This is a genomic window from Alteromonas sp. AWJ4_199, assembly GCF_056159165.1.
This window is the reverse complement of sequence record NZ_JBSWUR010000001.1, coordinates 1,606,391-1,627,376: the sequence shown is the minus strand read 5'-3', so window position 1 is coordinate 1,627,376 and position 20,986 is coordinate 1,606,391. Positions and strand designations below refer to the sequence as shown.

The window sequence follows — 20,986 nt, the reverse complement described above, 5'->3', positions numbered from 1 at the left end:
AAATTATGTCAATTGCATCTAGCTGGTCTTTACCGTTTTTGCGCACCTTATTCAAACAGCAGAAACCTCTGTCTAATCTTTTTTATCGCGATGCCACTGTGGCTAAGACTTCGACTACTCGCCAGCGTTCTGGCAATTTCAAACCCTTGGCTAAGTATTCGTACCTAGACAGGTGGCTGAATACAGAAAACCTTGGCGATGAGCGCAATGAACAGGGCCAAGTATTTATTGTAGGTGCAGGTCCTGGCGATGCAGAGCTACTTACCTTAAAAGCGCTTCGCCTTTTACAGCAAGCTGACGTGGTACTGTTTGACGCACTTGTAAGCGAAGATATCCTTTCGCTTATTCCATCTAGTGTAACGAAAGAATATGTAGGAAAGCGCTGTAAGAAGCATAGTTTTACCCAAGACGCTATTTGCAAGCGGGTGGTTGATCTTGCCAGTTTGGGCCACACCGTGGTGCGACTAAAAGGTGGTGACCCAGCCTTGTTTGCGAGAACCTGTGAAGAAACCGATGCGCTAACAAAAGCTAACATTTCTTTTGCTATTGTCCCTGGTATTACAGCCGCATCGGGCGTGTCTGCCTATACGGGTATTCCTCTTACCGACAGGCGCTGTGCCCAATCGGTGAGTTTTATGACTGCACACTTTAAAGATGCAGAACAATGGCCTGAAATGGCACCGATGGCGCAGAATGTATTAAAGCAAACCATGGTGGTTTATATGGGGCTAAGCCGCCTTGAGGGGCTTTGCAAAGGTTTGATACAGCACAAGGTGCCAGGTTCGTGGCCGGTAGCGGCAGTTGAAAATGCTACATCGCCTCACCAGCGCGTAATCACTGGCGAGCTTGCCAATATACATGGCAAAGTAACAGCGGCAAATTTAACTGGGCCCACGTTACTTATATTTGGAAAGGTGGTAGAGTCTCGACAACAGGTAAATACACTTCTACTTCATTCATCCGAACATGCAGCAACCATTTAGCGAATACATTAAGATTATTGGTAAGGGTCAAAAAGGGGGGCGTAGCCTTACCCGTGATGAAGCTTATCATGCCATGAAAATGGTATTGGCCAATGAAGTAACCGGCGATCAACGGGGCGCATTTCTTATGTTACTTCGCACCCGTGAAGAGACGCCAGAAGAAGTGATTGGTTTTGTCGATGCGTGCCGAGAACTGATTGAGCCTGAAGTTAAGACACTTACCCCAACGTTAGATATTGGGTGTTATGCAGGAAAACGTCGTCAGCTTCCTTGGTACTTACTGGCCGTAGCCGTACTAGCCAAAAACGGTTATTCCATTATGCTTCACGGTGCCCATGAACCCGGTTCTGGTCGTCTTTATGCAAGCATAGCATTGCCAAAGTTGGGACTACCTGAAGTCACCAGTATCGCTGAGGCAAACCAGCAGCTTGCTGATAAAGGCGTAACCTATCTCGATTTATCATATTTACTGCCCGCGCTTGATACCATTATTAAGCTGCGCGACGTGTTTGGGCTACGCTCTTGTGCCAACACCCTAGCCAGACTATTGAACCCCACTAGCGCAGAGTTCTGTGTGCAAGGGGTTTACCACATGCACCTTGACCATAAGCATTGTCGCGTTAATGAAAATTATCCGTCGATAAACGCTCTTTGTTTTCGCGGCGATGGTGGCGACCCCGAGGTTAACGGAGAACGAGAAACCGAACTTTTCATTACCCGTAATGGTAAAACTGACGAAGTAATAATGCCGGTGGTTGCTGACAAGTGGGCGCTAAAAGACAAAGATATGAACGTAGACGACATGCTTGATGTGTGGGCGGGTAAAGCAAGCAGCCTTTACGGTGAACAGGCCATTTTAAGTACGCTTGCCAGCTATCTAGTGCTTCTACAAAGTTGTGATGTTGCAGATGCTTTATCGCAAGCACGACAGCTTTGGGCGCAGCGAGATAAGAGCGCATCGCCATTCTAATGACTTGGTTGTGTTGACCATTTACTTTATAAGAGAGCACGCTTAATTGATCGCGAACTACCAGCTTAAACATGGAATTTATCAGAGCATAAAAAGCTTGTTGATTGACGAAAAATCGCCAATCGTCGTATTGCTTAATCGCTGCGTATATACATCGCTTCCGTAAAGTGAGGCTGAGCAAGCCCAGAGCTTGCTTGTTCTGGTTCACAGGGAAAGATCTTTCATAGACCAACAAATATTAATGCTTTTATTTTTATTAATCCCTAATAATCTCGATTCCCTCTGCTATCTTTAATCAAAACCGAAAAAATTAGCTTATCGTTTCAGACACTAACCGTAATGGCGAATGACGGAGCACGTACTATTTCAAATGTGCTGCATCGCCGAAGGCTTACAGGCTGACGAATAAGCGCGCTTAGTTCATCAGGAGCAGAGGATGTTTTTCAAAAATAAAGAGGTAATAGCTGAAAACTTACGTTTGAAAAAGGAGATTGAGGCATATCAAACAGTTCAGGAGGAGCTGCGCGAAGAGATGCTTTATATAGAATTAAACCCTGACGGTAGGGTTAATGCTATCAACGACTTGTGTTCTCAGGCAACTGGTTACTCAATAGGTGAATTAGAGGGAAAGTCTCTAGAGAGATTGATGAGCCAAAGTGCGCTTAGAAAACCTGCTGGACAGGATATGCTCGGTGCGATTAAAACGCATCGTCATTGGCATGGAGCAGTCAGTTTTTTAGATGCGAAAGGTCAAGAAATGTGGGTACGCGGTATTGTGCAGCCCGTTGATGACGCGAACGGTAACGTAAAATATATCGCCTTCTACATGGCAGAACAAACGCGGAACATCACGCATAGCAACGAACTGCGCGATATGATTGATGCGCTCCATCGCTCTTCTGCTGTCATTGAGTTCAATTTAGATGGCACAATAATAACAGCGAATGACAACTTTCTTAAAGGTATGGGTTACACCCTAGAGCAAATAGAAGGTAAGCATCACAGAATGTTTTGTACCGAACAAGAAGCTAATTCAGAAGAATATAAACATTTCTGGCGGGACTTAGCTGAAGGGAGATTAGAATCAGGTAGGTTTAAGCGAATAGACAGTAGGGGCAACGAAGTTTGGTTAGAAGCGTCGTATAACCCAATTAGAAATGAAGACGGAAACCTTTATAAAGTCGTTAAGTTTGCCACTGTCATTACTGAGCAAATGCAGCGTGAGTTTGCAATTTCTGAAGCGGCTAATGTGGCATTTAATATCTCGCAAGAGACAGGAGAGCAAGCCCGCAAAGGTAATGAAGTGCTTAATGCCACAGTGAAAGCAATGAATGAGCTCACCACTCAAATGGGCAATGCGAGCGAAGGCATCAAAGACCTCGATGAGCAATCACAAAAAGTTGCCGATTTGGTAAAAAGTATCAGTGGAATTGCTGATCAAACCAATTTGCTCGCGCTTAACGCCGCTATCGAAGCCGCTCGCGCGGGAGATCAGGGGAGAGGGTTTGCTGTTGTTGCCGATGAAGTAAGGCAATTGGCTTCACGAACAAGCAGTGCTACAGAAGAAATAGTCAACGTTGTTGTAGAGAACAGAAAACTTACTGAAAATGCCGTTCAGCTTATTGAAGCAGGACAGGAAAAAGCCCGAGATGCACTTGAATATTCAACGCAATCAGGTAACGCGATGGGTGAAATTCAAAGTGGAGCAAATGAAGTAGTGAACGCTATCGGACAGTTCACTAAACGTCTATAGATCAAAGCGTCTATCATTCGTGTTAGGCGTGTTTATACGTTTCAATATACTCAATCGTGGTGCTTGTTTGCTCGCACCATGGTTGAACACCTCCCCCGTTTTGGTGCACAAAACCTTTCTTTAGTTTGTAAGTGCCTAGCTATATTTTTCAGTATTTCTTTAATAATCATATGGTTAAATTCTTGGCACGTTGGCTGCAATACATACGTGCAAAACAACGTTGCCATACAAGGCTGCGAATGCGACACGACTGCTTATGCATCGTGTAATGCACAACATTTTCCATAGTGTGAATAAGAAAAATTATCAGGAATCAGTGGAGAACGGTAAGGAAGCTCCAACTTCTCCAGCATTTATGGCAAATGATAATAATAAGAAAAGATGGTTTTATTAAGCTAAAGCTTTTTTATAACCTCCCTTTAAGATGAGGTGTGTGAGCGGGAATTCCTGACTTACCAATAACAACTTGATGCGTTAGTAATTACTCCGATGTTACTAACACGGCAACGAAGCCCACCGTGCTAGACATGTAAATGTCTATAGCTGGTGGGTTTTTTTTTGGCTACGAGGAACACGTATGACTGGGTTAAAGACAACATCATTACTAAAACGCTTTAGAACGGTGGGCGCAAGCGTTTGTGCTGCACTTGTCGTGTCTGTAGCAACATTTTCAACATCTGTTTCAGCACAAGCGCCCGCAGTAGGATGGCCAGAAAAAGAAGAGCTGAAATTTGGTTTTATTAAACTGACAGATATGGCGCCGCTTGCTGTGGCGTATGAGAAAGGCTTTTTCGAAGATGAAGGGCTTTACGTCACATTAGAAGCGCAAGCAAACTGGAAAGTGCTGCTAGATCGGGTTATTGATGGTCAGCTAGATGGCGCTCACATGCTTGCAGGTCAACCGCTTGGCGCGACTATTGGTTTTGGTACGGAATCTCATGTAGTTACTGCGTTTAGCATGGATCTAAACGGCAATGGTATTACTGTATCAAATGAGATTTGGGAGAAAATGAAGGCGTACATTCCACAGGAAGATGGCAAGCCTGTACACCCAATCAAAGCTGATTATCTTAAACCGGTTGTTGATGAATACCGCAACGCCGGTAAACCTTTCAATATGGGCATGGTATTTCCTGTATCTACCCACAACTACGAGCTGCGTTATTGGCTAGCAGCAGGTGGCATTCACCCAGGTTATTACGCTCCTCACAAAGGTGATACCGCAGGCCAAATCGATGCACAAGCGCTATTGTCTGTAACGCCACCACCACAAATGCCAGCGACTATGGAAGCAGGCACTATTTATGGCTACTGCGTAGGTGAGCCATGGAACCAACAAGCGGTATTTAAAGGTATCGGTGTACCTGTAATTACTGATTATGAGATCTGGAAAAATAACCCTGAAAAAGTGTTTGGTGTAAGCCAAAGTTGGGCTGACAAGTACCCTAATACTCACATCCGTGTGGTTAAAGCATTAATTCGCGCAGCAATGTGGCTGGATGAAAATGACAATGCTAACCGTCCTGAAGCAGTAAAAATTCTTGCTAAGAGCAACTACGTTGGCGCGGACGAAGATGTACTGGCTAACAGCATGACGGGCACCTTCGAATACGAAAAAGGCGATAAGCGTGACGTGCCAGACTTCAATGTGTTCTTCCGCTACAACGCTACTTACCCGTACTACAGTGATGCAATTTGGTATCTCACACAAATGCGCCGCTGGGGCCAAATTTCAGAAGCTAAGTCTGACGATTGGTACAAGGAAACGGCCAAGAAAGTCTATAAGCCAGAAGTTTATGCCCAAGCTGCTAAAGCGCTTATCGCTGAGGGTAAAGCAAAGGCATCTGATTTCCCTGAGTTTGGAACGGAAACAGGTTATAAGCCGCCTCAGAGCGAGTTTATTGATGGCGTAACGTTTGATGGAAGCAAGCCTAACGCTTACTTAGAGCAATTTGATATTGGTCTTAAAGGCGACACTGTTCTGTAAGTGTCTCGTAAAGTTGCCTCGTCGACCCTCAGGTGAGACGGGGCATTCACAGCGCAATAGCGCACATTAAGTATCAGGAGCAAGCAATGAGCAAGATGACAACCATTCTTCGCCTTCCATCATCGCCGTCAAACGCAAACTCTTTATTGAGTCGTTTATATCAATCCACGCCTGCGTTGTTGCTGCCTGTAATCGGCTTGCTGATGTTTCTGGCAATTTGGAATGGTGTTGCAAAAAGTATCGATACATCGTTAGGCCAATTTCCAGGCCCTGCACAAGTTTTTGAACAAGCGGGAGCTTTAATAGACGAGCATGTCGCCCAACGCGAAAAGGCAGACGCTTTCTATCAACGTCAAGAAGAACGAAATGCAGCACGTGTGGCGCAAGACCCTACTTATAAGCCGAAGATACGAGACTTTACCGGTGCGCCTACTTTCTTCGATCAAATTTGGACCAGCCTCTACACCGTTATGGTTGGATTTTTTATTGCATCAGTAGTTGCAGTTCCATTGGGTATTTTGTGTGGTTTAAGCAAATCAGCCTACACGGCAATAAATCCGCTTATTCAATTATTCAAACCCGTTTCGCCACTAGCATGGTTGCCACTAGTTACTATGGTAGTAAGTGCGCTTTATGTAAGCGAAGACCCAGCGTTTTCAAAGTCATTTGTTACTTCAGCCTTCACGGTCTCGCTTTGCTGCCTATGGCCAACCCTTATTAACACTGCGGTAGGGGTGTCAAACATTGAAAAAGATCTTATTAACGTGAGCAAAGTGCTGCGTCTTACACCTTTTGCTCACCTTACGAAAATAGTACTGCCATCTTCAATTCCAATGATTTTCACTGGGCTTCGATTATCGCTTGGTATTGGTTGGATGGTACTTATTGCCGCAGAAATGCTTGCCCAAAACCCAGGGTTAGGAAAGTTTGTTTGGGATGAGTTTCAAAACGGTAGCTCAGAATCCTTAGCCAGAATCATGGTGGCAGTATTAACTATTGGTGTCATCGGCTTTGTATTGGACCGTCTAATGTTATCAATTCAGCGCGCGGTAAGTTGGGATAAGTCGAGCGTATTACGCTAATTTTGAGGAGAAATTTATGCATACTAAACATTTAGAATTAGAGCAGGTAGGTATCGACTTCCCAACTCCAAAGGGCCCCTTTACTGCGCTTCAAGATGTAAATCTAAAAATTAGCAAAGGCGAATTCGTATCACTAATTGGTCACTCTGGCTGCGGAAAATCGACTGTGCTGAATATTATCGCGGGTTTACACCAAGCGACTTCAGGAGGCGTAATATTAGATGGCGCTGAAGTGAAGCAGCCTGGACCAGAGCGCGCTGTAGTATTTCAAAATCACTCTTTATTGCCCTGGCTTACTGTTTATAAAAATGTCGAGCTTGCGGTTAAATCAACCATGCGGGGCAAGAGTAAAGGAGAAATGCGCGAATGGATCATGCACAACTTAGAGCTTGTACACATGACTCACGCACTCGACAAATTGCCAAGTGAGATCTCCGGGGGTATGAAACAACGAGTAGGTATTGCCCGTGCATTGGCAATGGAACCTAAAGTGTTATTGATGGACGAACCGTTTGGCGCGCTTGACGCATTAACCCGTGCTCACCTTCAAGACTCGCTAATGGAAATTCATGCTGATTTGGGTAATACCGTCATCATGATTACCCATGACGTGGATGAGGCCGTATTGCTATCTGATCGCATCGTAATGATGAACAATGGGCCCGCCGCCACCATTGGTGAAATTCTAGATATTGAGTTGCCTCGCCCGCGCGACCGATTAGCGCTTGCCGACAACAAACAATATAACCACTACAGACATGAGGTATTAACCTTCCTTTACGATAAGCAGAAAAAGGTTGAAACCGTTACTTCACGTACTAACAACGCATCATCAAAACCCAGCGGGGTGACATCTGAAAAAAAAGACCCTAAAAAATCAGATGCTGCCTAGCACTATCGGCATCTGATAAGGGCGGTAATTGTACCGCCCACAACGTATAACTTTCACTTTTTAACCGGCATTTTCATGCTGGCTGGGTAAGTGTTGGCTAATAAAAAATTAAAATCAAAACCGATAGGGAACACGCATGAACACGTTTAAAAAACTAAGCATTAATATGTTAGCTGCCTCTGTTATGGCAGTACTAGGTGGCAGCGCGATGGCTGCTGATATTCACACTGCGCTAAGCGACTCAAAAGCATGGGCTGACCTTAATTTACGTTATGAAGCCGTAGATCAAGACAACGCGCTAGAAGATGCAAGCGCGCTGACCTTACGCACCCGTTTAGGCTTTAGCTCAGGGAGTGTCAATGGTTTCTCGTTTACCGCCGAAGTTGAAGATAGCCGCATTGTAATGGGGCAAGATGAGTTTACCGTAGGGCCTACTGGCTTCAATGTGGGTGAATACTCAGTCATTGCTGACCCAGAAACAACGGAAGTTGACCAAGCCTTTATTCAATACAAAACAGATGGCTTTACCGCCAAGGTTGGTCGTCAAGTTATTACGCTAGACGACCACAGATTTGTTGGTCACGTTGGTTGGAGACAGGACCGCCAGACCTTTGATGCCGTAAGCGCAAAGTATGCGGCAACTGACAATCTTGAGCTTTTCTATAGCTATTTGTATAAACGTAACCGTATTTTCGCCGAAGCTGCTGATTTAGATTCAAAAGATCATATCCTTCACGCTACTTATAAGTCGAAAATCGGTAAGTTTGTGGCCTACGCGTATTTATTAGAAGTAGATAATGATACAGACAATGCGCTGGATACGTATGGCGTAAGCTATGATGGAAAGATGAAAGGGGACAGTATAAATTGGGCTTATGGCGCTGAGTTTGCTACGCAATCGAGCGAAGCTGGCGCAGGAGAAACAGCCACTGATTTCGATGCGTCTTACCTAAATGCTTATCTAGCCGCAACCTTCTCTGGTGTAACCGCTAAAGTCGATTATGAAGTACTAGGTTCAGATGATGGACTGTACGGGTTTGCTACACCTCTTGCTACTCTACACAAGTTCAACGGTTGGACCGATCAGTTTTTGGGGACACCAGCACAAGGCTTACAAGACCTTAAGTTTTCACTTTCTGGCGGCCTAGCCGGTGGTAAGTGGCTTTTGGCTTATCATGATTTCAGCGCTGACGACAGCAGCAATGGTGTTGATGATTTAGGTAGCGAATTTAATGTTCAATACACCAAGAAATTTGCGGGTAAGTACAATTTCGGTATCAAGTACGGTACCTACGACGCGGGCGATATAAAAGTAGACGCTAATCGCTTTTGGATGTGGGTTGGTACACGTTTTTAAGTGCTAAGCGAATTAACTCTCAGACCTAACCTAGCGTAGCTTCACGAAACTAGATTGGCTAAGTCGTTATTGACTTAGCCAGCCTTTTTCAACGGCAATATCTAGCTGATGAGTAACGTAGTCCCACAGTGCTGGCGCACAAGATTTTAAATGTGCATTTCGCGCTTCAATTTTCTCTCTTGCAATTGAATGGCGTTTCCAGCTTCCCCCATTGTCTTTCATGTTTTGGAAAACGGGTAGCACTCGGTCCATGGCTTTAGCAAATTCTGCATCTGCGGTTTCGGCTGCTTCAAACTCAAGCCATAACTCAAGCATTTCATTATCCAGAGGACTTGGTAACAACCCAAAAATGCGCTTGGCTGCAGCAAGCTCCTTCTCAGCTTGTGCGTCATGGTCGGCTTGCTGGTTAAACGCAAACATATCGCCAGCGTCAATTTCTACGATATCGTGAATAAGGATCATGCGAATAACTCGCGTGATATCAATTGGCTTGGCTGCATATTCACTTAACATGTTTGCCATTAATGCGACGTGCCAGCTGTGCTCTGCTGAGTTTTCTTGGCGATAGTTATCACTTGGAAGCGTAATCTGACGCTTCACTGCTTTGAGTTGATCAAGTTCACAAATGAATTCGGCAAAGTCACTTACTGCATGCATTTGGGGCTCCTAGGCGTAAAAATGGGCGCAAGAGCGCCCATTTCATAATTAAAGGTGTTATTGGTTGTTAAACCAAATTACTTCTGCTCTGACAACCACACGATAAGGTCAGCGATGTCATCGAATGTCATGTCAGAGGTAAACGTTGGCTGATATTTACCGTTGATAATAAAGCTAGGCACACCTGTTAGGTGCTCACGGTACTCATCGATTTGCTGTTGGTTTTTGCGCACCATGCTATTAACGCCGAAGCTCTTCGCCATTTTATCAAACTCTGCACCGTCTACGCCGTTAACTACGAAGATGTTGCGAAGGTCTTTCAGCCCTGTGATAGACGCACGCTGTTTATGAATATAGTTGAAGATAGCGCCGTTCATTGCATCTTCTTGCTTCATTGCACGTGCAATAAGCATAGCTTTGGTAGCATCGTCCTGAACTTCTGGGCCGGTAAAGCGCATAAAGTTTACGTGTACTTTGTTGAACTTAGTACCGTCGCTTTTCTTTTCTTTGATTTGTGCAACGATTGGTTCAAATTGGAAGCAGTGTGGGCACCAAAATGAGAAGTACTCAGTAATTACGGGTTTATCTGTGGCTTCTTTATCAAGCACTTTATAGTGCGTGCCTTCTTTCCATTTAGACGCCGGTTCTTGAGCACAAGCTGTTAATGGCAAAAGCATTGCCATGACAAACATTACTGCAAACTTTTTCATGGATTATGATCCTGTATTAAAAAAACGATTATCAAAGTTGAGATTATCACAGCCTTATTAGCTTAACTAGGACCTGTTTCGCAACAAGGTCTTAGTACGCGATAAGGTTAACATTGTCTGCGATAGGATAAGCGATTGTCGCAGAATAAACCTCTTACTATGAATAGAATATGAATAACATTAATTGCGAAGGGGAGATCATAAGACGTGAGAAAGGGAACGATCTGAAGCCTAGGTTAGCGGTAAAAGAGATGATAATAATTAGATGCAAAAACTACAGCAATACAATAGACGTGGAACTATTGAACGAAAAATGGCTACACCAAGATGTAGCCGGATAAATTGCTAGGCTAAGCCTGAATTAACTACATAGCGAAGTTAACTGAAAAGAGCGCTCGTCGCTCCTGACCCGCATAGCCCACAATGTCTTCATAGTCGGCATCAAATGCATTGTCGACTTTCAACGAGACCTGCCACTGACTGTCAATTTGATAACCGAAGTTAACGGTAGCAAGGGTATAAGCTGAAAGCGCTAACGTTTGAGATGACTCAGGGAATGGCGGGAAGAAAGTGTCGTAGCGACTCCCCGTGTAGGCCAGCTTGGTGTACAAGCTGAACTTTTCTGTACCAAAGTCAGTGGTATAAGTTATCGAGCCTTGATGGCGAGCACGACGTAACTCTGTGCTTGTGATACCACTGTCAGTTTGTTCAGCGTCTAGGTAGCTATAGGCGGCAGTAATGTCACCATAGCCGCTGTCCCAGTTTAGTTCTACATCAATCCCTTCTCGTGAACTATCACCGTCAATATTATCTGCGCTGAACGCCCCCAAGTCAGATACAAACACAAAACCGTTTATTTCATCTTCAAGGTCAGTAGTGTAAGCGCTGATTTGCGCAGACAATGATGTCCAGCTCGCTTTAACACCCACTTCCCATTCTTCACTGGTTTCGGGCTCAAGGTTAGGGTTACCTATAAAGCTCGCTGGGAAGTAACCAAAACGCTCGGTAAAAGTAGGGGCTTTAACGGCTTTACCATAGCTGGTAAAAACGGAGTAGTAATCGTTAAGCTGCCATGTGAGGCCGGCGCGATAACTTACCGCGTTATCAAACTCACTATTGTTGTCGAACCTTGCGCTTAATGTTGCAGTTAGCGACTCGGTAAACTGACTGTTTGCTTCTGCAAATACGCTGTAGGTGTTGTCGTGTTGTTTTTGATTAGGATCGCCAAATACAATAGGGCCGCGCTGGTCAAAAAGACGCTGCAGATATTCAACACCGCCTGCAAAATCCCAATTATCGATAGTGTAAAAACTGGTCCAATTTAACTCAATTCGCTCACCTGTGGTGCCGCCTGTATCTGTACCCGATTCAGTATTATCGTTTTCATCTTTACGATAGTGTGCACTTAATGCCGAGCGGTAGCCTTTATTTGCAGGGGCAAATTCCCATCTTAGCTTCGCGCTTATTTGTGAGCCATCTGTTACGTTATCTGTATCAGCAGGAAGGCCGGTTAATACAAAGTCAGTACCGTCATAGTCATTTTCATATTGAACAGAACGTAAATTCGCGATGAAGGTGTGTTCGGTGGTGGCGGCATAATTGAGGTTTATGCCGGCAGTCATATTGTCATAGCCATCATCTTCGGTACCAACGCGAGACACGTTATCGCCGTCAGTTCGAATATAGCTCGCGTAGGCAGATACACCCACGTTATCGCTTTGTGAGCGCGCATTCATACTGCCCTGCAACGTACCTTGTGTACCAACGCCTGCAGAAAAATCTACGTGAGAAACATTGTCGGCAAACTGGCCAGATTTAGTGGTAATGCTTAGTACACCACCAATTGCGCCGCTACCCCACCTCGCACTTTGCGGGCCGCGAAGTAGCTCAATGCGCACTACGTTGGCGCTAGTTAGGTGAGCAAGGTCAACAAGACTCCCTTGGCCTACATCGTTGGCAACAACGCCATCAATTAAAACAAGCAGATGGTTGGTTTCACCGCCGCGCACGCGCAGCTCTGTTAACCCACCAGGGCTGCCTGACTGAGACAAACTAACGCCAGGTAAGCCGCGAATTAGGTCGGTAAGTTGAAGTGCGCCCGAAGCTTTAATATCGCTTTCAGTGAGCACCGATACTGAGCCAGGCAGTTTATTTAGCGAAATAGGCAGACGCGTGCCAGTGACGGTAAGCGTTTCAATATCTTGATTTGAGGTTTGAGCAAAGGCAGGTGTGCTTAAGCACGAAATAACTGCAGCGCTAAGGGCTGCTTTAGTAAAATGTGTACGCATGGTTTTTATATTGTCTTTGATGCGCTCCACCCGAGCACATGATTAGGGAAAGTGCACGTTTTTGCTTAGTTATGGATGTGAGCAAGCAAACGACACCATGAAGTACAGGCCGGTATCCGGGCTTACTCACCAAGACCGATAAGGTAATGGCTCTTTTGCCTTCCCATCTAATGGCGTCTGATTGCGCTGTAGCGCGTTAACGTATAAAAGACAGTGGCGCAAAGAAAAGAAAACGACAATGCGTTGAGTTTACCGTTGCGGGGGCAGCATCAGCTTTTCACTGATTTCCCGTTTAACTATTGTCACAGTAGTAGTTATGGAGCGCGACAAAAGCACCTACACAAAGCGATTATATAGAACTTAAAAAGTGATAGCGAATACGGTTTCTTATACCTTACGCTTTTTCGTAACCCGCATACGGTTATTGTACTAGGGTTATCGAAAAAGCGTTTTTCAGCAGTAAGGCAGAAGGCTCAGTACCCCAATTTTAGCGGAGGCTCTTGGAGTGCAGATAGCTGTTCTTTAAGGGCAAGTATTTGGCCTTCCCAATATTTGTCTTCAGCAAACCAAGGGAACGCACGAGGAAACGCAGGGTCTTCCCACCGACGAGAAAGCCACGCCATGTAATGCACCATGCGCATTGCTCTTAGTGGCTCAATAAGAGGTAGCTGGGACGTATCGAATTCGTGAAATTCTTCGTAGGCCTCTACTAGGGTATCTAGCTGCAAAAGCTGCTGTTGGCGGTCGCCACTTAACATCATCCATAAGTCTTGAATAGCGGGTCCCATACGGCAGTCATCTAAGTCAACGAAGGTTGGACCGTCGCGCCATAGTATATTGCCTGGGTGGCAGTCACCGTGTAAACGAATATTCGATGTTGGCTTATACGCTTGTTGGGTGGCCTCAATAACTGGATTGAGTATGGCAAAAAAGGCCGTCTTCAAATGCTCGGGTAGCAGTGTGCTTTGCAACAGAACCTGTTTGGGCTCATCAAGGTAACTTTCAATGTCAATTGAGGGGCGATCTGCAAACCCTTTAGCTGACGCTACGCGGTGAATGCGGCCTATAAAACGCCCCATCCATTCGAGCTGTTCAAGGTTGTCGTTCTCAAACTGTCTACCGCCTACCGAAGGGAATAGTGTAAATCGATAGTCAGTCTCCGCCACCGTATGGTGATGTAGCGTTTTACCGTTTAAAGCTATAGGTGCAGCCAATGGGATTTCGTTATCGATTAGCTCTGCAGCAAACGCGTGTTCTTCAAGAATTTGAGCGTCGGTCCATCGACCTGGGCGATAGAATTTTGCTACATAGCGCTGACCGTCTTCAGCCAAAAACTGATAGACGCGGTTTTCATAACTATTTAGTGCTAGCAAACCGCTTTGAAGAAAAATGCCCTGACTTTCCAGGGCATCTAATATGGTGTCTGGGCTAAGCCCAGAGAATGAAAAATCTGTCATCGATAAAGGAACTTAGTTGGCTCATCAACAGTAACCGTTTCCCCATCAATTGTGGTGGTTACACTGATAAAAATATCGGTAACCGTATCTTCCAGATTATAGGCGTCAGTTGCAACTGAAATTGGCGTGCTATACACCGCACCGCCTTCAACTGTTACAGTTTGCTCACCTATATACTCATAGTCAGGCAGACCTTTTACAGCAATCGTATACGTTTGCTCTTGCTGGGTTTTATTGAGCACTTTTATGGTATAGACGTTCTCAATTAGCCCTTCATTGGTTTCGCGGTATAGGGAATTTCTATCGCGGATAATGTCGACTTCGGTGGGGCTGCGCATCCAAATATTAGCGAATAGCAAACCGGTCATAACAACAAGTACGACAAAATACCCAATTAATTTAGGGCGCAATATATGAGTTTTACCGCCAGCAAGTTCTTCTTCCGAGGTAAAGCTTATCAGGCCTTTGGGATAGCCCATCTTGTCCATAACGCCGTTACAGGCATCAACACAAGCACCGCAGTTGATGCATTCGTATTGAAGGCCGTTGCGAATATCAATACCGGTAGGGCAGACTTGAACACATAAATTACAGTCAATGCAGTCACCTAAGCCTTTCTCCTGCACCTGCTCGTGACTAAGTTTTCGAGGGCGTGGACCGCGTTGTTCGCCCCGTTTTGCATCGTAGGATACGGTAAAGGTATCTTTGTCGAACATGGCAGATTGGAATCGTGCATAAGGACAAATGTGCGTGCACATAATTTCACGCATATAGCCTGCATTTCCGTAGGTACAAACTGCAAAAAAGATAACTGAGAAACCCGCCCAGAAGCTGGTGTCAAATGTGACAAAGTCAACAAACAAGGCATCGATGGGGGTGAAGTAGCCGACAAAGGTTAGCGCAGTTAATAATGCTACCAGAACCCAAGCAGTATGCTTTGCCGTTTTACGTAAAAATTTGTCGGTATCCATCTTGCGTGCATCAAGGGCTATACGCTTGTTTCGTGGCCCTTCGAACTTTTCTTCAAACCAAGTGTATATATATACCCATGTCGTTTGTGGACACATAAAGCCACACCACACTCTACCTGCGAAGGTGGTGACAAAGAATAATGCAAAAGCGGAAACAATGAATATATAGGCCAGTAAGGTAAGGTCTTGAGGCCACAAGGTAAGCGAGAAAATAGTAAAACGCTGTTCGCCGATATCAAGCAGTACCGCCTGATGGCCGTTGTACTGAATCCACGGAATAATGGCAAAAAGGGCTAGAAAGAAAAGACCGAAGAAACGTCTAAACGTCTCCAATGGGCCCTGCACGGCGCGCACATAAATACGGCTGCGTGAGTCATGCCGTTTGCCCTCTATGGCTCCTTTGGGTTTATGTACTTTTACCGGTGTTACGTTTTTGACCGGTATTTGTTCATTCATAGCTTAACCTTATGTGACGTAACAAACTGCCTGTGCAGTATAACTGCGTTCAACACGTCATACTTAATATAGATCAATAATACGGCGTATGGTCTATCTTTTTAAAATTTCAGTCAATACTGAAACTTCAGAAAGTTTCATGGTTTCTTCTTTTCTTGAATCTATGCGTAATGGTATGGATACAGTGCCAAGATCAGTTGAAATTATCGAACGTCATATTTGCTAATATAGAAATGAGTGTTCAAGCATGTTTAACACACTTGAGCTATGTCCATTGTATTGAGCATCATTAAAGTATCATACATTGGTAGGGAAATATTTGTGGTCAATTAGCGTACAAATGATGTAAAGTGTCCGCAAATAAAGTGTGAGTTAACAAAAGTTTATTGAGCATGTGTAGTTAAATGTGTTCAATAAATTGGCACCATTTGTCGTAAACATCTGTCAAAAATTAGCTGAGAAGTCATGTTAAGGTTTTTTATAATCGCTGCCGAAATTGTTGTTTTAATCATAGTGTTGAGATCTTCTTTTGTTCAGTATCTCTTCGAAGATATTCAAAACTCTATTTCTAATTGGCTGACGGTTGTTGCAACACTTCCTGAACGAAAGGAATTGCATAGCTTACAAGACAAAATAAATATCCAGCTAAGCCCACTAAAGCCCTATCAACAGGATTACGTCAAACAAATCACAACCGATGGCGCTAGCGTTAAACGCTTTCATCGTGCTTATTGCGAAACAGATGACATAAACCCAAACTTCACGGGAACTAAACGCGCTAAACTATGCCTAATCATTAAGCAATCACGATTTATGCAAGTTGAATAGTCACATTTGCCTTTGTGTCGAGAGTACGCTTTCTCAATAGCGTGTTATAAACCTTTCGTAATGCTTGCTAGCTTGATGTTAAATCAATTGAATGTAGGAGCATGAAAGTGAATAAATTACGTACTTTTTCCTTTTTAAGTTGCGCCGCAGCAATAGGGCTTGCCGTTTTTGTTCCCACTCAAGCCGCTGAGGTTAAAATTACGTGGGATGAGCCGGAGTCTTACAGTGATGTGAGGCCGACTAACGAATCTCGTAAACGCTTTCGAGAGCGCACCTTAAAAGAGCTCGAATCGCATATCGTTGAATTAGCCAGTGAATTGCCGGAATCGCAGGTATTGTCTATGACGGTAACGAACGTTGATTTAGCCGGCCAAGTGTGGCCGAGTCAATTTGTGGGATTTGGCAACGGCGCTGGCAGTGACGTGCGTATCATTAAGCGCATTGATATTCCTAGAATGACATTTAGTTACTCGTTAGCTAATGCCGACGGTCAAGTCATTTTAAGCGGTGAAGATGTAAAACTTAAAGATATGGATTTTATGGAATCGAATATACGTCGCAATCGAACGGAATCGCTATCCTACGAAAAAGCCATGCTTAACGATTGGTTTTCAGATACGTTTTCAACACAAGTAGCGGCGAACGACTAACGCATTCGTTCAAATCACAATAAAAAAGGTCACATATAGTGACCTTTTTTGTGTTTATAACCCTCATTTCACGGGCTATAAAAATACAAGCTACCTACAGATAATCAAACTCATTACCTGATATTGCAAGGGTGCTTTCAGGGCCAGCTTTATAAGCGGCTTTGTGCGCATCGCGACGTACTAAGATACGTTCCATGTAGAAGTCACGTGTCTTCATCTTAGACGCTGCAAGGACCGCGTTACCTGAAGCTTGCGCTTTGTCGGCCATGCTGTACCACAGTACACCAATCAACGAATAGGCGCTGTATGCCAAGTAATCACAAGCAGCTGCAGCAGCGGTGGTGGCATCCATACCTAAGCAATCGGCTGAAGATGCACGCCAGTCATCAAGAATACCTTGAGCCAGACCCTTCGCCTCACTGTCTTGAATGTCGCTGACCAAAGCGTTAAACGCATTATAGGTCGCTTCCATCATTTGACCGCCATCGCGGGTAAGCTTACGACCAATAAGGTCTAGCGCCTGAATACCGTTGGTGCCTTCATATAACATAGCAATGCGCACGTCGCGCATAAGTTGTTCCATACCCCATTCACGAATAAAGCCGTGACCACCAAATACTTGTACACCTAGGCTGGTGGTCTCAAGGCCCATATCCGTCATAAAAGCTTTGCAGATTGGGGTTAAAAACTGAAGTATCTTGTCGGCATCTTCTTTTTCTTGACCTTCACCAAGCTTCTCAACGTCCATAAACTTGGCATAGAAAAGTGAAAGTGCACGGCAGCCTTCAATCAGTGATTTCTGCGTAAGTAACATACGCGCTACGTCAGGTTGAAATACGATTGGGTCTGCTTTGCCCTCTGGGTTTTGGATACCCTGTGGTGCACGAGACTGCACGCGCTCGCGGGCGTAGGTCAGTGCGCCTTGGTAAGAGGCTTCTGCCGCCCCTAAACCTTGTAGGCCTACTTGGAAGCGTGCATCGTTCATCATGGTGAACATACATGCTAGGCCTTGGTTTTCTTCACCAACAAGATACCCGGTTGCACCGTCAAAGTTCATCACACAAGTCGGGCTCGCTTTTATCCCCATTTTGTGTTCAATACTTCCTACAGACAAGCTGTTCGCCTCGCCCGGCTCATTGCTGGCATCTGGAAGGAACTTAGGCACTAAGAACAAGCTGATGCCCTTAACGCCCTTCGGTGCGTCTGGCAAGCGAGCTAGTACAAGGTGAATAACGTTCGAACTCCAGTCGTGATCACCTGCGGTAATAAAGATCTTATTACCGGTTACTTTATAGCTGCCGTCGCTTTGAGGCTCAGCTTTAGTACTAAGCAGGCTCAAATCGGTTCCCGCATGAGGTTCGGTCAGGTTCATGGTACCTGTCCACTCACCGCTGATTAGTTTAGCAAGGTAGATATCTTTTAATTCTTTACTGGCGTGTTTAGTAACCGCAAGGGTTGCGCTTTCTGTCAGCATGGTGGTTAAGCGCCAGCTTAAATTCGCCGCATTTAGCATTTCGTGAACAGGCACAGCCATGGTGTACGGCAAATCCTGTCCGTCGTACTCGGCAGTGCCTAACATGGCATTCCAACCGTTTGCAACGTATTCCTGATAGGCATCAGCAAAGCCTTTAGGTGTGGTAATTTTGCCGTCTTTCAGCGTACAGCCTTCTTCATCGCCTTCACGGTTAAGTGGGGCAACCACATCTAGAGCAAACTTTGCACCCTGTGCAATAATCTCGTTGGCTAATTCGCTATCAAAGTCGCTGATACCGAGCTTTTCGTAGTGAGCATCAAGTCCAAGCCAGTCTTTTAACAAAAACTGAAAATCAGTTGTAGGGGCGTGGTATAGAGGCATGGATGACTCCTTTTTCAAACAAGTGTTTTAATTTTGCTTATTATAGTCACAAAAAGCGTAGTCCGAATAGTCCGTTAAAGGAAAGTTAATAATAAATTTGGATGATGTGGGTAATGATCTATGCGGACTGATATGAGAGAAACACATAGGTTTACCAAGACTCGTGGACTTTAAATGTGCAGCAAAGGTCACACAGGCTCTGATGATGATGACTGACGCATTGGTGTTAATATAGAAAAGTGAACTCAAGTGGTAAGCTCGCTTGCAATTCAAATTCTCACTGGCATGCTTAGCCTACATTGAAATAACCCGTTCACATACGCACAAGCAACACGGTACATAAAAACATGAATCCAGAAAGCGCGAAGAAAAACCTTAAACATAGCAGTGATGATGCGCAGATCCCGGTTTGCATTGTAACGGGGGGAAGCTTGGGTATCGGTTTTGCGGTATGCAAGCTGTTTAGTCAAAACGGTTATCAAGTCATTAATTTAGATATCAGAGACTTTGAGCAAGCGTTACCTAATGCTATCTGGAAGCCGTGTGATGTAAGTGTTGTGCGTAATATTGAAGCCGCGGTGAATGAGGTTATTAGTTCTTATCAACGCATAGACGCATTGGTGTGTAATGCCGGTATACATGTTTCAGCAACCATTGAAGATACTGATGAAGCGCTGCTTGATAAGGTACTAAACTTGAACGTAAAAGGGGCGTACGGCGCGATTAAGTCTTGCCTGCCAACCATGAAAGAGCAGGGCAGCGGCGCGATTGTGGTAATGGGCTCAGATCAGTCCTTTATTGGAAAGCGCAATTCGTTCGCCTACGGTGTCAGCAAAGGTGCGTTGGCGTCTATGGCGAAAACCACCGCGCTTGACTACGCACCCTATAATATCCGCGTTAACGCGGTATGCCCAGGTACCATCGAAACCCCTCTATTTCATAACGCCATTGATAATTATGTGGCACGTTCTGGGGCAGATAAAAATGAAGTGGTAGCTGAAGAAGCCGCTGCACAACCTATTGGACGTTTGGGCCAGCCCGAAGACGTGGCTGAACTGACCTATTTTCTATGCAGCAACAAAGCGTCGTTCATCACAGGTAGCTTGTATGCGGTTGATGGGGGCTACACAGCACAATAGAAAGAGCTGAATAGAAAAGCAACGCGAAATGCCTTATCAGCAATAGCATACACCAAGGTTTTATAAACAAAGATGAGCAAGCCTTCATTCACTTGGATAGACCCTCATATTCACTTCTTTGCCTTAAACGAAGGGCACTATAATTGGCTGAAACCAGCCAACGCCCCTTTTTGGCCAGATAAAAAAGCGATTGCAAAACATACTACAGAGCACATGCTCTATCGCGTGTCGTTAGGGCTGTTAGGTGGTTTTGTTCACATTGAAGCGGGTTACGATAACGAAAGACCCTGGCGTGAAATTGCGTTCTTGGAGCGTCATTGTACGCTGCCATTTTGTTCGGTTGGGTGTATCGATTTAACGAGAAATATTGTTGGCAGTCATATTGATAAGCTAAAGCAGTACAACTCAGTACGCGGGCTTCGTCATATATTAGATGGTGATGCTGAAGCCCTTTTACGTTCCCCTAAGGTCAAATGGGGACTGCATTATATGGCGTCGCAAGGCTTGTCTTTTGATGCACAATTAAACCTTGCCGATAGCAAAGCCGTGCGTGCGCTGCTAAAGGTATTGGAACAAACACCCTCGCTAAAAGTGGCTGTAAACCATGCCGCAATAGCACCGATTGATGTAAATAGTTTTGCGTTTAAAACATGGCGGAAGAATCTTCGCGACTTGAGTGAAACACAGCAAGTTGTGTTTAAGTTTTCGGGGTTAGAGATGCAAGATCGCCGTTGGCAGTGGCAGCGTGCGTCTTATGTTTTTGAATCCTTGCTTGACAGCGTAGGCATAAATCACATTATGTTTGCTAGCAACTTCCCGCTATGTCAGTGGCGAATGCCTTATGCTGCGCTTTGGAATGGGTTCTCAGATATGATAACGCCGCTTTCTGAAACTCAAAAAGCGGCGCTGTTGTCTATAAACGCTAAGCAATGGTACGACATCGCTTAAGCG

The 20,986-nt window shown here is 44.9% G+C and carries 17 protein-coding genes, 1 pseudogene and 1 riboswitch; of the genes and pseudogenes, 12 read left to right on the top strand and 6 right to left on the bottom strand.

What is annotated here, in order from left to right:
* Positions 1-5: 5 nt before the first annotated feature.
* The 8 genes and pseudogenes from cobA to ACXAER_RS07025 all read left to right on the top strand — a co-directional run bounded on the left by cobA (position 6) and on the right by ACXAER_RS07025 (position 9,024).
* A complete protein-coding gene (gene cobA, locus ACXAER_RS07060) occupies positions 6-983 on the top strand; it encodes a uroporphyrinogen-III C-methyltransferase (protein WP_474827866.1) in 978 nt (325 codons plus the stop codon).
* Complete coding sequence (locus ACXAER_RS07055) at positions 967-1,953, top strand: glycosyl transferase family protein (RefSeq protein ID WP_474827863.1); 987 nt, start codon at positions 967-969, stop codon at positions 1,951-1,953. Before cobA ends, ACXAER_RS07055 begins: the two co-directional genes overlap by 17 nt.
* Positions 1,954-2,389: 436 nt before the next feature.
* Positions 2,390-3,118: pseudogene (locus ACXAER_RS07050) on the top strand (PAS domain-containing protein); the annotation flags it as partial.
* A 48-nt stretch (positions 3,119-3,166) separates the two neighbouring features.
* Positions 3,167-3,706 carry a methyl-accepting chemotaxis protein gene (locus ACXAER_RS07045; RefSeq protein ID WP_474830526.1) on the top strand — a complete coding sequence of 180 codons (540 nt, stop codon included), beginning with the start codon at positions 3,167-3,169 and terminating at the stop codon, positions 3,704-3,706.
* Positions 3,707-4,283: 577 nt separating this feature from the next.
* Complete coding sequence (locus tag ACXAER_RS07040) at positions 4,284-5,693, top strand: CmpA/NrtA family ABC transporter substrate-binding protein (protein ID WP_474827861.1); 1,410 nt, start codon at positions 4,284-4,286, stop codon at positions 5,691-5,693.
* 86 nt (positions 5,694-5,779) lie between these two features.
* Positions 5,780-6,775: an ABC transporter permease gene (locus tag ACXAER_RS07035; protein WP_474827859.1), complete on the top strand. Its 996-nt coding sequence runs from the start codon at positions 5,780-5,782 to the stop codon at positions 6,773-6,775.
* A gap of 16 nt (positions 6,776-6,791) precedes the next feature.
* The gene (locus ACXAER_RS07030; protein WP_474827857.1) at positions 6,792-7,667 is read left to right on the top strand and encodes an ABC transporter ATP-binding protein; all 876 of its coding nucleotides are present in this window, start codon (positions 6,792-6,794) and stop codon (positions 7,665-7,667) included.
* Between the two features lie 136 nt (positions 7,668-7,803).
* Positions 7,804-9,024, top strand: a complete 1,221-nt coding sequence (locus tag ACXAER_RS07025) for an alginate export family protein (protein WP_474827855.1) — start codon at positions 7,804-7,806, stop codon at positions 9,022-9,024.
* A gap of 66 nt (positions 9,025-9,090) precedes the next feature.
* Here ACXAER_RS07025 and ACXAER_RS07020 read toward each other — a convergent pair whose 3' ends face one another.
* From ACXAER_RS07020 to ccoG, 5 genes are all read right to left on the bottom strand, one after another.
* The gene (locus ACXAER_RS07020; RefSeq protein WP_474827853.1) at positions 9,091-9,681 is read right to left on the bottom strand and encodes an HD domain-containing protein; all 591 of its coding nucleotides are present in this window, start codon (positions 9,679-9,681) and stop codon (positions 9,091-9,093) included.
* A gap of 77 nt (positions 9,682-9,758) precedes the next feature.
* Positions 9,759-10,391, bottom strand: a complete 633-nt coding sequence (locus ACXAER_RS07015) for a thiol:disulfide interchange protein DsbA/DsbL (protein WP_334059125.1) — start codon at positions 10,389-10,391, stop codon at positions 9,759-9,761.
* Positions 10,392-10,756: 365 nt separating this feature from the next.
* The gene (locus ACXAER_RS07010; RefSeq protein ID WP_474827850.1) at positions 10,757-12,679 is read right to left on the bottom strand and encodes a TonB-dependent receptor plug domain-containing protein; all 1,923 of its coding nucleotides are present in this window, start codon (positions 12,677-12,679) and stop codon (positions 10,757-10,759) included.
* 90 nt (positions 12,680-12,769) lie between these two features.
* Positions 12,770-13,034: riboswitch (cobalamin riboswitch) on the bottom strand.
* Between the two features lie 118 nt (positions 13,035-13,152).
* Positions 13,153-14,136, bottom strand: a complete 984-nt coding sequence (locus ACXAER_RS07005; RefSeq protein WP_474827848.1) for a serine/threonine protein kinase — start codon at positions 14,134-14,136, stop codon at positions 13,153-13,155.
* On the bottom strand, positions 14,133-15,563 hold the full coding sequence (ccoG, locus tag ACXAER_RS07000) for a cytochrome c oxidase accessory protein CcoG (RefSeq protein ID WP_474827846.1): 1,431 nt from the start codon (positions 15,561-15,563) through the stop codon (positions 14,133-14,135). Before ccoG ends, ACXAER_RS07005 begins: the two co-directional genes overlap by 4 nt.
* Before the next feature lie 465 nt (positions 15,564-16,028).
* On the opposite strand from ccoG, the gene ACXAER_RS06995 reads away from it, so the two are divergent.
* Positions 16,029-16,391 carry a hypothetical protein gene (locus ACXAER_RS06995; protein WP_474827844.1) on the top strand — a complete coding sequence of 121 codons (363 nt, stop codon included), beginning with the start codon at positions 16,029-16,031 and terminating at the stop codon, positions 16,389-16,391.
* Between the two features lie 107 nt (positions 16,392-16,498).
* Positions 16,499-17,041, top strand: coding sequence for a DUF3016 domain-containing protein (locus ACXAER_RS06990; protein WP_474827842.1), 543 nt, complete (start codon positions 16,499-16,501; stop codon positions 17,039-17,041).
* A gap of 94 nt (positions 17,042-17,135) precedes the next feature.
* On the opposite strand, the gene ACXAER_RS06985 is transcribed toward ACXAER_RS06990, so the two are convergent.
* Entirely contained in the window at positions 17,136-18,896 is a 1,761-nt protein-coding gene (locus ACXAER_RS06985) for an acyl-CoA dehydrogenase family protein (RefSeq protein ID WP_474827840.1), read from the bottom strand.
* A 347-nt stretch (positions 18,897-19,243) separates the two neighbouring features.
* On the opposite strand from ACXAER_RS06985, the gene ACXAER_RS06980 reads away from it, so the two are divergent.
* On the top strand, positions 19,244-20,035 hold the full coding sequence (locus ACXAER_RS06980; protein ID WP_039224914.1) for an SDR family NAD(P)-dependent oxidoreductase: 792 nt from the start codon (positions 19,244-19,246) through the stop codon (positions 20,033-20,035).
* Positions 20,036-20,107: 72 nt separating this feature from the next.
* Entirely contained in the window at positions 20,108-20,983 is an 876-nt protein-coding gene (locus ACXAER_RS06975) for an amidohydrolase family protein (RefSeq protein ID WP_474827837.1), read from the top strand.
* Positions 20,984-20,986: the final 3 nt, after the last annotated feature.

Bases quoted from the DNA above. Each gene is read 5' to 3' on its own strand.
- ACXAER_RS07025 (WP_474827855.1), top strand. From the start codon at position 7,804: ATGAACACGTTTAAAAAACTAAGCATTAATATGTTAGCTGCCTCTGTT.
- ccoG (WP_474827846.1), bottom strand. From the start codon at position 15,563: ATGAATGAACAAATACCGGTCAAAAACGTAACACCGGTAAAAGTACAT.
- ACXAER_RS06975 (WP_474827837.1), top strand. From the start codon at position 20,108: ATGAGCAAGCCTTCATTCACTTGGATAGACCCTCATATTCACTTCTTT.
- ACXAER_RS07015 (WP_334059125.1), bottom strand. From the start codon at position 10,391: ATGAAAAAGTTTGCAGTAATGTTTGTCATGGCAATGCTTTTGCCATTA.
- ACXAER_RS07010 (WP_474827850.1), bottom strand. From the start codon at position 12,679: ATGCGTACACATTTTACTAAAGCAGCCCTTAGCGCTGCAGTTATTTCG.
- ACXAER_RS07020 (WP_474827853.1), bottom strand. From the start codon at position 9,681: ATGCATGCAGTAAGTGACTTTGCCGAATTCATTTGTGAACTTGATCAA.
- ACXAER_RS06995 (WP_474827844.1), top strand. From the start codon at position 16,029: ATGTTAAGGTTTTTTATAATCGCTGCCGAAATTGTTGTTTTAATCATA.
- ACXAER_RS07045 (WP_474830526.1), top strand. From the start codon at position 3,167: ATGCAGCGTGAGTTTGCAATTTCTGAAGCGGCTAATGTGGCATTTAAT.
- ACXAER_RS07035 (WP_474827859.1), top strand. From the start codon at position 5,780: ATGAGCAAGATGACAACCATTCTTCGCCTTCCATCATCGCCGTCAAAC.
- ACXAER_RS06980 (WP_039224914.1), top strand. From the start codon at position 19,244: ATGAATCCAGAAAGCGCGAAGAAAAACCTTAAACATAGCAGTGATGAT.
- ACXAER_RS07030 (WP_474827857.1), top strand. From the start codon at position 6,792: ATGCATACTAAACATTTAGAATTAGAGCAGGTAGGTATCGACTTCCCA.
- ACXAER_RS07040 (WP_474827861.1), top strand. From the start codon at position 4,284: ATGACTGGGTTAAAGACAACATCATTACTAAAACGCTTTAGAACGGTG.
- ACXAER_RS07055 (WP_474827863.1), top strand. From the start codon at position 967: ATGCAGCAACCATTTAGCGAATACATTAAGATTATTGGTAAGGGTCAA.
- ACXAER_RS06985 (WP_474827840.1), bottom strand. From the start codon at position 18,896: ATGCCTCTATACCACGCCCCTACAACTGATTTTCAGTTTTTGTTAAAA.
- ACXAER_RS07005 (WP_474827848.1), bottom strand. From the start codon at position 14,136: ATGACAGATTTTTCATTCTCTGGGCTTAGCCCAGACACCATATTAGAT.
- cobA (WP_474827866.1), top strand. From the start codon at position 6: ATGTCAATTGCATCTAGCTGGTCTTTACCGTTTTTGCGCACCTTATTC.